General features: G+C 69.5%; 11 protein-coding genes and 2 pseudogenes. 6 read left to right on the forward strand and 7 right to left on the reverse strand.

What is annotated here, in order from left to right; all coding sequences use genetic code 11:
- The first annotated feature begins 43 nt into the window (after positions 1–43).
- The 4 genes from OG828_RS36880 to OG828_RS36895 all read left to right on the forward strand — a co-directional run bounded on the left by OG828_RS36880 (position 44) and on the right by OG828_RS36895 (position 4,823).
- Complete coding sequence (locus tag OG828_RS36880; RefSeq protein ID WP_328503611.1) at positions 44–2,005, forward strand: TerD family protein; 1,962 nt, start codon at positions 44–46, stop codon at positions 2,003–2,005.
- A 223-nt stretch (positions 2,006–2,228) separates the two neighbouring features.
- The gene (locus OG828_RS36885; protein WP_328503612.1) at positions 2,229–3,230 is read left to right on the forward strand and encodes a TerC family protein; all 1,002 of its coding nucleotides are present in this window, start codon (positions 2,229–2,231) and stop codon (positions 3,228–3,230) included.
- Between the two features lie 131 nt (positions 3,231–3,361).
- Positions 3,362–3,664 carry a hypothetical protein gene (locus OG828_RS36890; protein WP_328366670.1) on the forward strand — a complete coding sequence of 101 codons (303 nt, stop codon included), beginning with the start codon at positions 3,362–3,364 and terminating at the stop codon, positions 3,662–3,664.
- A 58-nt stretch (positions 3,665–3,722) separates the two neighbouring features.
- Positions 3,723–4,823: a calcium:proton antiporter gene (locus OG828_RS36895; protein ID WP_328503613.1), complete on the forward strand. Its 1,101-nt coding sequence runs from the start codon at positions 3,723–3,725 to the stop codon at positions 4,821–4,823.
- Between the two features lie 57 nt (positions 4,824–4,880).
- Here OG828_RS36895 and OG828_RS36900 read toward each other — a convergent pair whose 3' ends face one another.
- Both OG828_RS36900 and OG828_RS36905 read right to left on the reverse strand, forming a co-directional pair.
- Positions 4,881–6,185, reverse strand: a complete 1,305-nt coding sequence (locus OG828_RS36900) for an MFS transporter (RefSeq protein WP_328503614.1) — start codon at positions 6,183–6,185, stop codon at positions 4,881–4,883.
- Positions 6,186–6,247: 62 nt separating this feature from the next.
- Entirely contained in the window at positions 6,248–7,291 is a 1,044-nt protein-coding gene (locus OG828_RS36905; protein WP_328503615.1) for a S66 family peptidase, read from the reverse strand.
- Between the two features lie 104 nt (positions 7,292–7,395).
- Between OG828_RS36905 and aroQ the strand changes: the two genes are divergently transcribed.
- Entirely contained in the window at positions 7,396–7,869 is a 474-nt protein-coding gene (gene aroQ, locus OG828_RS36910) for a type II 3-dehydroquinate dehydratase (protein WP_210575842.1), read from the forward strand.
- Between the two features lie 253 nt (positions 7,870–8,122).
- Here the strand turns inward: aroQ and OG828_RS36915 are convergent.
- The 3 genes and pseudogenes from OG828_RS36915 to OG828_RS36925 all read right to left on the reverse strand — a co-directional run.
- Positions 8,123–8,311 (reverse strand): annotated as a pseudogene (locus tag OG828_RS36915) (MBL fold metallo-hydrolase); the annotation flags it as partial.
- Between the two features lie 172 nt (positions 8,312–8,483).
- Positions 8,484–9,312: pseudogene (locus tag OG828_RS36920) on the reverse strand (radical SAM protein); the annotation flags it as partial.
- 108 nt (positions 9,313–9,420) lie between these two features.
- Positions 9,421–10,647, reverse strand: coding sequence for an IS110 family transposase (locus OG828_RS36925; protein WP_328503616.1), 1,227 nt, complete (start codon positions 10,645–10,647; stop codon positions 9,421–9,423).
- A gap of 318 nt (positions 10,648–10,965) precedes the next feature.
- On the opposite strand from OG828_RS36925, the gene OG828_RS36930 reads away from it, so the two are divergent.
- Positions 10,966–11,226 (forward strand): hypothetical protein, encoded by a 261-nt coding sequence (locus tag OG828_RS36930; protein ID WP_328503617.1) that lies wholly within the window; start codon positions 10,966–10,968, stop codon positions 11,224–11,226.
- A gap of 32 nt (positions 11,227–11,258) precedes the next feature.
- On the opposite strand, the gene OG828_RS36935 is transcribed toward OG828_RS36930, so the two are convergent.
- Positions 11,259–11,690, reverse strand: coding sequence for a transposase family protein (locus OG828_RS36935; protein WP_328503618.1), 432 nt, complete (start codon positions 11,688–11,690; stop codon positions 11,259–11,261).
- Positions 11,618–12,115 carry a helix-turn-helix domain-containing protein gene (locus OG828_RS36940; RefSeq protein WP_328503619.1) on the reverse strand — a complete coding sequence of 166 codons (498 nt, stop codon included), beginning with the start codon at positions 12,113–12,115 and terminating at the stop codon, positions 11,618–11,620. Before OG828_RS36940 ends, OG828_RS36935 begins: the two co-directional genes overlap by 73 nt.
- Positions 12,116–12,217: the final 102 nt, after the last annotated feature.

Raw genomic sequence — 12,217 nt, forward strand, 5'->3', positions numbered from 1 at the left:
GGCGGGGGGCACACGACACGATGAAGCACAGGGGGACGCAGGCATGACGGCCGAGTTGGTGCGGGGGCAGAACCACCCGCTCTCCCAGGCCCGCCTCGAGATCCGGGTCTCGGCCGGCAAGCCGATCGTCGCCGCAGCCACGCTCAGCGACGAGCGCGGCAAGGTGCGGGGCGTCGAGTGGGTGGCCCACCCGGGCACACCCACCCTGCCGGGCCTGGAGGTCTCCCGGCAGGCGGCCGCCGACCATCGCCTCGCGGTGGACCTCGACTCCGTGCCGGAGGCCGTGCACCGGGTCAGTGTGCTGCTCGCCCTGCCCTCCGGGGTAGGAGGCCCGGTCCAGTTCGGCGCCGTGGCCGCCCCCTTCGTCGCGGTCACGGGCCTCGACGGGACCGAGATCGCCAGCTACACCATCACCGGCCTGGAGGCCGAGTCGGCCGTTGTCGCCCTGGAGTTGTACCGCAGGCAGGGCGCCTGGAAGGTGCGTGCCATCGGCCAGGGATACGCCGGCGGCCTCGCCGAGCTGCTCGCCGACCAGGGCCTGTCCCAAGCCCACCAGCTCGCCGGTGGCATCAACGAAGCGGTGGCCCAGGGCGTGGCCCGCTCGGTGCAGGCCCCGCGCACCTCGGACGGCGACCGCTCCCGGCAGGCGGCCGCACCGGCCCTCGGCCCGGACCAGACCGGCTCTCCGTACGGCGCTCAGGGCGCCCCGGAGCCCCGGCAGGGCTACCCCACCGGGTCGGTGGACCCCTCGGCCGCCACCCAGCCGTCCGCGTCCGGCGCCGGCGGCCCGATCGACTACAGCCATCCACAACGGCAGAACGCGGCCCCGCCCCCACCCCCGCCGGCCGCACCCCCGGCCCAGCCGGGGCAGCCCGCCCGGCCCGTCGCGGGTGACGCGACCGGCTGGTCCATGGAGGAGCGGCTCTACAACCAGGTCTGGGGCATGTTCGAGGACCTGGCCCGCACCACGGCCGCCTACCGCAGCGCCGTCGACTTCGCCGACTCGCGGATGGAGAAGGAACTCGACCAGGTCCTGTCCGACCCGCGCAGCCGGATCGGCGGACAGGGCGACGCCGCGCGGGAGACCGCACGGGCCAAGCACACTCAGCTCGTCGACCAGGCCAGGACGGCCCTCGACCGGGACCTCGCCCAGCTCACCGCCGAGATCGAAGTCGTCGAGCCGGCGCTGCCCTTGGCGTTCGCCCGCTGGGACAACCCGGTGTGGCACGGCTACCGGGTGCCGATGGAGATCCCCATGGCCCTGCGCCTCGGCGACCTGCATCTGCCCGAATGCCCCGAGCTGCGCATACCCATGCTGGTCAGGCTGCCGCTGGAGCGGGGCCTGTGGATCGACAGCGGCAGGTCCGGATCGCTGGACGATGTGTACAACGACTCACATGACCTGCGGAAGTTGGCCATGGAGACGGCGGTGGCGCATGCGGCCCGGCTGCTCGCCGTCTATCCGGCGGGTGAGTTCACCGTGCACGCCATCGACCCCGCCGGTTCGGGAGCACAGGCGCTCGCACCGCTCGTGCAGACCGGCGTGCTCGCCGCGCCGCCCGCCATCGGGGCGGCCGGTGTGTCGGACGTCCTCGCCCGGCTCACCCAGCGCGTCGACCTGGTGCAGATGGCGGTGCGCGGCGGCGCGGCCGACTCGCTCCCGCCCGGCTTCGACACCTCCGAGCAACTCCTCATCGTCAATGACTTCCCGCACGGCTTCGACGACCGGGCCGTGACTCAGCTGCGCTACCTCGCGGACGAGGGCCCGGCCGTCGGCGTCCATCTGATGATGGTCGCCGATCGCGAGGAGGCCAGCGCCTACGGCCCGTTGCTCGACCCGCTGTGGCGTTCGCTGATGCGACTCACCCCGGTACCCGACGACCACCTCGCCGACCCGTGGGTCGGCCATGCGTGGACGTACGAGCCGTGCCTCGTACCGCACGGCAGCGAGGTGCTCCAGCAGGTGCTCACCCAGGTCGCCATAGCCCGCACCAAGCACAGGTAAAGCCTATCTGACCAGGTCTTTTGGCCTTTCTTTTGCCAAGCGCTTTACCAATCCTTGGTGATTGAGGTAGTGTTTTCAGTGCGGAGGGGAGTACTCCCTGTCTACTGCGGCGTACCCGTCAATACGGATCAGGCCAGATCCCGGGGCGTCGGCCCACTTGGGTGGAAGAGACCTCCGGCAGCGACGACGCTGACATTTGCCGTTACGTACTGCCGGAGGCGCAGTGGATGTTTCCGTGACCCTATGGGTCCTGACGATCTTGGGGCTTGCCGCCCTCATCGCGGTCGACTTCTTCATCGGCCGCAAGCCGCACGACGTATCCATCAAGGAAGCCGGAATCTGGACCATCGTCTGGATCGTCCTGGCCGGCCTCTTCGGGCTCGGCCTGGCCATCTTCGGCGGCGGACAGCCCGCCGGTGAGTTCTTCGCCGGGTTCATCACCGAGAAGTCGCTGAGCGTCGACAACCTCTTCGTCTTCGTCCTGATCATGGCGAAGTTCGCCGTGCCCACGCAGTACCAGCAGCGCGTGCTGCTCGTCGGCGTGCTCATAGCCCTGGTGCTGCGCGCGATATTCATCGCCGCGGGCGCCGCGATCATCGCCAGCTTCGCGTGGGTGTTCTACATCTTCGGCGCCTTCCTGATCTGGACCGCCTGGAAGCTGATCCAGGAGGCCCGGGCCGACGAGGAGGACGAGGAGTTCGAGGAGAACAAGCTCCTCAAGGCCGCCGAGCGCCGCTTCGGTGTGGCCGACCGCTACCACGGCACCAAGCTGTGGATCCAGCAGAACGGCAAGCGGGTCATGACCCCGATGCTGGTCGTGATGCTCGCCATCGGCTCCACCGACGTGCTGTTCGCGCTCGACTCGATCCCCGCGATCTTCGGCCTGACCCAGGACCCGTACATCGTGTTCACGGCCAACGCGTTCGCGCTGATGGGTCTGCGGCAGCTGTACTTCCTCATCGGCGGCCTGCTGAAGAAGCTGGTCCACCTCAGCTACGGCCTGTCGGTCATCCTCGGCTTCATCGGCGTCAAGCTGGTGCTGCACGCCCTGCACGAGTCCGGGGTCCACGTCCCCGAGATCTCCATCCCCGTCTCGCTCGGCGTGATCTGCTCGGTCCTCATCGTGACCACGATCACCAGTCTGCGGGCGTCGAAGAAGCAGGCGGCGGCCGAGGATGCGCAGAAGGAGGCCGAAGGCGCTCCCAAGGCCGACATCGAAGCCTGACCGCTTCGGGCGTAGAAACAACCATCACCGGGAGCGGTGCGCGGCGAATTGCCGGGCACCGCTCCCGGTGCTTGGTTGGGTCTTGAGCGCGTTCCCCGTTCCGGGGACGCCGCGTCCGGGTGGAGGCACCCATGAAGTTCGTGCAGATCATCGGCTTCGAGACCGAGCGCCTCGAGGAAATGGAGCAACAACTCCAGGAGTTCGCCCAGCGCAACGCGGGCAAAGCCGGCGGCCCCACGCACCGCATGCTCCTGAAGGACCGCGACAACCCCCGCCGCTACCTCGCCGTGCTCGAGTTCGACTCGTACGACGACGCCATGCGCAACAGCGAAGACCCCGAGACGGCCAAGTTGGCGGAGCAACTGGGCGCGTTGAGCATCGGTGAACGCACCTACACCAACTGCGACGTGCTGGACATGCGCGAGCTCAAGTAGCCCGGGCGGCCGGTCGGACCGGAATGCGTGGCCTGTCCCGGTCTGCGACGATCACCGCATGATCGCTCGGCTCAGGTCGCTCACGACACAGTGGACGCTCCTCGTGCCGGTGCTCGCGGCGATCCTGCTGATTCTCACCTGGGGGCGAGACCTGCCCGGCGCTGTCGTCGCCGTGGTGACGCTGGTGCTGGCCGGCGCCGTACTGGCCGCTGTCCACCATGCCGAAGTCGTCGCCCACCGGGTCGGGGAGCCCTTCGGCTCCCTCGTTCTCGCCGTCGCCGTCACGATCATCGAGGTCGCTCTGATCGTCACCTTGATGGCGGACGGCGGCGACAAGAGTTCCACGCTCGCCCGGGACACGGTTTTCGCGGCCGTGATGATCACCTGTAACGGCATCGTCGGCCTGTGCCTCCTGGTCGCCTCGATCCGTCACGGCACGGCCGTCTTCAATCCCGAAGGCACCGGCGCCGCTCTCGCGACGGTCGCCACGCTGTCCACGCTCAGCCTGGTCCTGCCGACGTTCACCACGAGCAGGCCCGGCCCGGAATTCTCCGGCGTCCAACTGACCTTCGCCGCGCTCTCCTCGCTGATCCTGTACGGCCTGTTCGTCGCCACCCAGACCGTGCGGCACCGTGACTACTTCCTCCCGATCACCCGGCAGGGCGAGGTGATCACCGCCGACGACCACGCGGACGCGCCGTCCGCCCATGCCGCCGGTGTCAGCCTGGGACTGCTCGGCCTCGCCCTGATCGGCGTGGTCGGCCTGGCCAAGGGGGTGTCGCCGACCATCGAGTCCGGCGTTGCCGCCGCCGGACTGCACCACGCCGTCGTGGGTGTGATCATCGCGCTGCTCGTGCTGCTTCCCGAGACCATCGCCGCGCTGCGCTCCGCCCGCCGCGACCGGGTGCAGACCAGCCTGAATCTCGCGCTCGGCTCCGCGATCGCCAGCATCGGCCTGACCATCCCCGCCGTCGCGCTGGCGTCGGTCTGGCTGTCCGGGCCGCTGGTCCTCGGCCTCGGCTCCACCCACATGGTGCTGCTCGCACTGACTGTGGTGGTCAGCTCCCTGACGGTCGTGCCAGGACGGGCCACGCCACTCCAAGGAGGCGTCCATCTGGTGCTGTTCGCGGCGTACTTGGAGCTGGCCATCAATCCATAAGGCGATTCATCGACCCATGGTGCGTAGTCGCTTGCGCAAGCGATTACGCGCCATCCGTCATCCCGCAGCAGCCTTCGCCGCCACCACCCGCACCGGGCGCGTCTCCGGCAGCAGCGCGAAGCACCCCAGGCTGAGTAGCGCGATCCCCGTCAGATACGCGGCCACGCCCCACGGCACACGGCCGCTCTGCTCGGCCAGCGCGGTCGCCACGATCGGCGTCAGCGCGCCGCCCAGGACCCCGCCGAGGTTGTAGCCCACCGCGGCGCCGGTGCAACGCACCCGCGGTTCGTACAGCTCCGGCAGATACGCGGCGATCACGGCGAACATCGTGATGAACGCCAGCATCGCCCCCAGGAAGCCGAGGAACATCAGCAGCGGTGCCCCCGTGGCGAGCAGCGCGACCATCGGGAACATCCACAGGGCGGCGGCAGCGCACCCCGCAAGGCACAGGGGCCGCCGGCCGCAGCGGTCGCCCAGCAGCGCCGCCACCGGCGTGAGGGCTCCCTTCACCACCACGGCGGCCATGATGCAGGTCAGCATGACGGTACGGCTCACCCCGAGCCGCTCCGTCGCATAGGCGAGCGACCAGGTCGTCACGGCGTAGAAGATCGCGTACCCCACCGCGAGCGCACCGGCGGTCAGCAGGACGAGCCTCCAGTGGTCGCGCACCACCTCCGCGAGCGGCACGCGCGCGTGGTCGTCGATTTCCAGGAAGCTGGGGCTCTCGGTGAGGGAGGACCGCAGCCAAAGGCCCGCCACGGCGAGCACTCCGGCCGCCCAGAACGGCACCCGCCATCCCCAGGTCGCGAACTGCGCGTCGGTCAGGGTCGCCGACAGCGCCAGCATCACGCCATTGGCGAGCAGGAACCCCAGCGCCGGCCCGACCTGCGGAAAGCTCGACCACAGCCCGCGCCGTTCGGCGGGCGCGTGCTCCGCCGTCAGCAGCACGGCCCCGCCCCACTCCCCGCCGAGCCCGAGGCCCTGCAGAAACCGCAGGACGAGGAGCAGCACGGGAGCGGCCACACCGATCGTGTCGTACGTCGGCACGCAGCCCACCGCGACGGTGGAAGCGCCGGTGAGGAGCAGCGACGCGACAAGGACCGGACGTCTGCCGTGCCGGTCCCCGATGTGCCCGAACAGCACCGAGCCGAGCGGCCGGGCGACGAAGCCCACGCCGAACGTGCCGAACGCGGCCAGCGTCCCCGCCACCGGTGAGAACGTCGGGAAGAACAGTGGACCCAGGACCAGCGCCGCCGCGGTCCCGTAGACGAAGAAGTCGTAGAACTCGATGGCCGTCCCCGCGAGCGAGGCGGTCGCGAGCCGCAGCATGGAGGGTGCCCTTACGGTGCGTACATCGTGCATGCCGCGTCAACTACCCACGGTGATCAACGGTTACGGGAGCGCGCAGGAGCGCGGGACGTGCCTCAGTACGTCACTGTGATGCGCCGGGCCGGGCCGTCGACGCGGATCGTGCCGCCGTACGGAATGACGAGTTGCGGATCGGTGTGTCCGAAGTCCACATCGAAGACCACCGGAAGGCCGGGGGCGTACGCCTCCAGCGCCCGCACCACCGCCTCGCGCTGCCCGGCCGCATAACGCGCGCTCTCCTCCGGGCTGTTGGGGTGCGCGAAGGACCACGTCTTGGGACGGCCCATCAGGAGCGCGTCGAACCGCTGGAGCAGCCCGCGCTCGCCCATGTTCCGCAGGGTGCGGAAGACCTCGTCGCTGCTCGGCAAGTCCTCCGAGGTCTCCAGCAGCAGCACTCCGCCGTCGTACTCCGTGAGGTCGTGCGAGATCTCCCGGTCGGCCATCAGCAGCCAGCCGAGGATCTCCAGGCAGCCGCCCCAACTGCGGCCCTCGACCACCTGGTCGGCGTTCCGCCAGGTCCATCCGGTGCCCGGCCGGGTCTCCGGCTGAGCGTCGAAGGTCGCCGGATCGGCCCAGTCGCGGTCGATGTCCCGCCAGTGCTCGGCGGGCCGCAGTTCGTACTCGCCCGAGGTGAACAGCGCTGCCCGCAGGGAGTCGGCGGTCTGCGGGTGCATGGCGCCGGGACGGCCCAGCTCCACCATCACGGACGCGCCGTGATAGCCGACGATCCCCGTGTTGTGCAGATACGCGAGCAGGTTGGTGTTGTCGCTCATCCCGAAGAACGGCTTCGGATTCGCCCGGATCAACTCCCGGTCCAGCAACGGCAGCACGGTGATCTGGTCGTCGCCGCCGATCGAGGCGATGACCGCCTTGATGTCGGGGTCGGAGAAGGCCGCGTGGATGTCGTCGGCGCGCTCCTGGGGCGTCGAGCCCATCGTCCGGGTCGCCGGATACTCGACCGGTACAAGGCTGAACTCCTTGCGCAGCCGCTCCACGCCCAGTTCGTAGGGGCGCGGGAAGAGCCCGGCGAGCCCGGCGGACGGCGAGATCACGGCGATACGGTCACCCGGCGACGGCTTGGGTGGGTACGAGATCGTCATCCCAGGGAGGGTAGAGCCGGTCGCGCTGTCGGCGCACCGTGATAAACCGGGTCCGAGCAGCGGTCCTCGACGGATCGCCCCACCCGTGACGGACCGGAGGAACCGTGCCCCGCACCCTGGCCAACGCCCCGATCATGATCCTCAACGGCCCCAACCTGAACCTGCTCGGCCAGCGCCAGCCGGAGATCTACGGCTCCGACACACTCGCCGACGTCGAGGCGATGTGCGCCAAGGCGGCGGCAGCGCACGGCGGCACGGTGGACTTCCGGCAGTCCAACCACGAGGGTGAGTTGGTCGACTGGATCCATGAGGCGCGGCTGAACCACTGCGGCATCGTGATCAACCCCGGCGCCTACTCGCACACGTCGGTGGCGATTCTGGACGCACTCAACACCTGTGACGGCATGCCGGTGTTGGAGGTCCACATCTCCAACATCCACCAGCGCGAGTCGTTCCGGCACCACTCGTATGTCTCGCTGCGCGCGAACGGGGTCATCGCGGGCTGCGGGGTCCAGGGGTATGTGTTCGGCGTGGAGCGGGTCGCCGCGCTCGTCGGCGCGGCACAGACCGAGGCGTAAGTCCCGTCGCCCAGGCGCGGGCCCCTTACCGCCGCCCCGCTTCCACGAGCGCGACGCCCCGTCCGAGGCATACGCCGGGGCCGCCGGCCGAGGGCGGGGATCGAAGGGCCGGCGGCCCGTGCCACGCAGGAGCCGTCATCCTGCGCGGGGCTACTTCCAGTTGACTGCGCAACCACGTACGCCGGGAGCGTGCGCAGGGCTCCGGCGCGTGTGAAAGGTTCACACGGGGTGCGCGCGCCCTCCGCGTCTGCCCTCACCACCCCCGCGCGTGCCACTCCGGCAGATGCGGTCGCTCCGCGCCCAGGGACGTGTCGTTGCCGTGCCCCGGGTAGACCCAGGTCTCGTCCGGGAGGGCGGCGAAGATCTTCGTCTCGACGTCGTGGATCAGGCTGGCGAACGCCTTCGGGTCCTTGCGGGTGTTGCCCACGCCGCCCGGGAACAGCAAAGATCACCGGGTAACACACCAAAGGTCTCCGGGTAACACAGCAAATGTGACCGCCAACCTTGCCCCCGCCCGCACCGTGGCGTTTCTGTACGCCCGTATCAACGAGGACCCCCGCGACCTGAAGCGCGGTGTCGACCGACAGATGGACGACCCCCGAGCCAACGCCCTCTCAGATCAGCGAGAGCTGCGTCGGCTCGCTCACCGGCTCGTCGACCGGCTGCGCCGGCTCGGGAATCCGGCGGGGCATGCCCGCGCGCGGGACGGATGCCGTACTCCTGCGCCAGGTCGTGGACCTGACGGGTGATCCGGCGCTGGTACCACTTCGGTGCGTACGAGCCCTCCGCGTACAGCCGCTCGTAACGGCGCATCAGATGCGGGTGGTGGTGTCCGAGCCAGGCCATGAACCACTCTCGGGCGCCGGGCCGCAGATACAGCACCAGGGGAGTCACCGAGCTGGCCCCGGAGGCCGCTATCGCCCTTACAGTGGCCCGCAGTTGGGCCGGGTGGTCGCTCAGGAAGGGGATCACCGGTGCCATCAGGACCCCGACGTCGATGCCGTGCTCGGTCAGTGTCCGTACGGCGTCCAGGCGCCGCTCCGGGGAGGGCGTGCCGGGTTCCACCGTGCGCCACAGCGCGGGGTCGGTGAAGCCGACGGAGGCGGAGATGCCGACGTCGGTGACCTGGGAGGCCTGCACCAGGAGGTCCAGGTCGCGCAGGATCAGCGTGCCCTTCGTGAGGATCGAGAAGGGGTTCGCGTGGTCGCGCAGGGCGCCGAGGATGCCCGGCATCAGCCGGTAGCGGCCCTCCGCTCGCTGGTCGCAGTCGACGTTCGTGCCCATCGCGATGTACTCGCCGAGCCAGCGCCGTGAGCCGAGCTGGCGGCGCAGCAGGTCCGGGGCGTTCACCTTGACGACGATCTGCGAGTCGAAGCCGAGGCCGGTGTCGAGGTCCAGATAGCTGTGGGTCTTGCGGGCGAAGCAGTACACGCAGGTACTGCTTCACCCTCGGTATCTTCTCGTGTCCGAGGCGGGAGGCATGAGGCAGGGTCGTTTCAAAGTCCTGTTTGCGGGTGATCGTGCAGGTCAGACACCCCATGTCGTTTGATGTCAAGCGGCAGGGGTGTAGGCGTGGTGCGACCAGGCGGTCGCTTCGTCGTAGAGGGTTCGGGTCTTGAGGCATCCGTGGAGGATGCCGACGAGACGGTTGCCGAGCTGCCGCAGGGCCGGGTTGTAGCCGGCCTCGCGGGCTCGTTGCTTGTCGTAGTAGCGGCGGGCACCGGGCGAGGCCCGCAGGGCGGAGAACGCCTGGGTCTGCAGCGCATCGGCGAGCCGGTTGTTGCGGACGTAGCGGGCCTGGACGGTGTGGCTCTTGCCGGAGGCCCGGGTGATAGGGCTGGTGCCGGCGTAGTTCTTGCGCGCCTTCGCGGATGCGTATCGGGTGGAGTCGTCTCCGAACTCGGCGAGCACCCGGGCGCCGGTGACGTGCGCGATGCCGGGCATCGAGAGGTAGATCTCAGCGTCCGGGTGCTTCAGAAAATGGGCCTTCACCTGCCCTTCCAGGTCGGCTATCTGCTCGTTCAGGGCGATCAGCAGCCGGGCGTGAGCGATGACGGTGGCCGCGTAGGCGGCCGTGACCGGCTCGGGCAGGCCCAGCTGGCGTTCGCGCAGCGCGGCCTGGATCGTGGCCGCTTTCGCGTCCCGGTTGTGCCGGCGGGCACGGGCCAGGACGGCATGGATCTGCGTGCGGGTCAGCTTCGCCCCGGTCTGCGGGGTGGGCGCCTTGATCAACAGTTCCAAGGCGTCCGTGCTGTTCAACGTGAGGTCCGCGTAGGCAGCCAGGGCGGCGGGGAAGTACTCGCGCAGCGTGCTGCGCAGCCGCTGGAAGGTGCGGGTGCGTTCCCAGATCAAGGTCTGGTGGGCGCGGGCGACAACCTTGACGGCCTGCGCCTGCTCGCTGTCCCCGGCCACCGGCCGCAACTGGGCCCGGTCGATGCGGACCATGTCGGCCAGCGCGTGCGCGTCTCCCCTGTCGCTCTTGGCGCCGGAGGAGGCATAGCGTTCCTTGAACCGGGCGACCTGCCGCGGGTTGATGGCATAGACCTGGTAGCCGGAGGCGATCAGGGCCTGTACCCAGGAGCCGCGGTCGGTCTCGATCCCGACCACCACTTCGGCGGCATCCAGGTCCCCGCCACCGTGCTTCGCGAGGAGCTCGTGCAGCTTCCCGATCCCCTCCACACCTTCGGGCAGTCTCGCCGCGGCGAGTTTGTGGCCTGCCTCGTCCTGGACCTCGACGTCATGGTGGTCTTCGGCCCAGTCGTCGCCGATCAGCAGCAACTCGTCCTCCTGGTCAGGTGCTTCGCTCCTTGCAGCCTGCGGAAGGCACGGCACGTGGCCTAATGGATCCAGTGCTCACGCCCCACTGCCCGGCGGGCACGCCACCCCATCAACGGTCTGGCCTCCCGGCCGACCAGCAGGGGCACGGTCTGACCTCAGAAGTCGAATGCTTCCGGCGACGAAAGTGCTCACCTACTGGCGGCTACGGCATCGAGTCTCTACGACCCAACAGCTCCCATTAGGCGATGCCGAGTAGGTCGAGCGGCCTGTTGAAGGGGTCGTGGCCGCCGCGGTCCGGGCTCTGGGCCTGAGCTGGGGGTGCTTCACGTCGAGCTGCGGCTGACGGCGAGCGGTCCCCGCGTGATCGAGGTCAACCGTCGGCCGGCGGGGGACCTCATACCACTCCTCGTCGAGCGGGCCACCGGCATCAACATCTCCCAGGCCCTGGCCACCCTCGCCACTGGCGAGACGCCCGACCTAACGACCTCGTGCACGGTTGGCCGCGCCACGTCGAGGTCTATGCGCTGGCGGTGTTCACGCTCGACGACCGCGGGAGCGGGTGGCGGTCTGCTGGTGTGAGAGTAGTCCGGCGACGGCTTGGACGATGTCGCTCATGTGTCGCGGCGGCCGAGGTGGCGGGCCAGAGACCGCCAGTTCTTCAGGTGTGCGATGCCGTGCTCGACGCGGATGCGGCGTGAGGAGTGTGCCTTGCGCTGCAGTTCGTATCGCTCCTCGTACCAGGCGGGAGCGTTCTTCTTGAACTTGCGGTGGGGCGGTGTCACCACCCGTCCGCCGGTCTGCGCGCCCATGCCTTGATAGCCGGCGTCCGCAAGGATCTCCATGAAGGGGCCGTCGGCCAGGAGCTTGACCAGTCCGAGCTGTCGGGCCTGGGTGATGTCGGCGCAGCTGCCGGGCCGGACCGGGCTGCAGAACAGCACGCGTCCCTCGGCGTCCGTGAGGACCATGGACTTCACGGCGTTCTGCTTGGTCTTGCCGGAGACGAACTTGTCCCGGTCCTTGCGGCCTGCGGCCGGGCGCCGCACGCGGATCTCCGTGCCGTCGATGATCCCGGTTCGACCGTCGGTGCCCAGGTGCTCGATGACCTCGGTGAGGGAGCGCAGCCGGATGCCCGGTGCGACGTGCAGCCTCGTTGCGCCAGCAGGGGCCGCACCTCGCCGATGGCGCGGGTGATGGTGGAGCGGTCCACGCCGAACCAGCAGGCCAGCACGTCATGAGTGGTGCCGTGGCGCAGATTCACCAGCGTGGCCAGCAGCCGGTCGACGAAGACGAACCTGTACTTCGCCCCGGCTCCCACCGCCCGCCGCCGCGGCCGAGCCGTGAGCCGAGCGTGATGCTGCTCGTGCCACAACGGCCCTACCTCGGCGATGAGTTCAGCGATCACATCCGGCGACAGCCCGGTGATCCGGTACTCCGCCACGATCAACTCACGCGCCCCAGCCCTTACCATGATCAGTGCAACGAGCAACCTGGGCGCCGGGCCACTGCCAACCGTGCACGAGGTCGTTAGAAGCGAGGGTGAGGCATGACTGACGGGCGTCGCATCCGGCTA

This window comes from Streptomyces sp. NBC_00457 (assembly GCF_036014015.1).
Classification (GTDB): domain Bacteria; phylum Actinomycetota; class Actinomycetes; order Streptomycetales; family Streptomycetaceae; genus Streptomyces.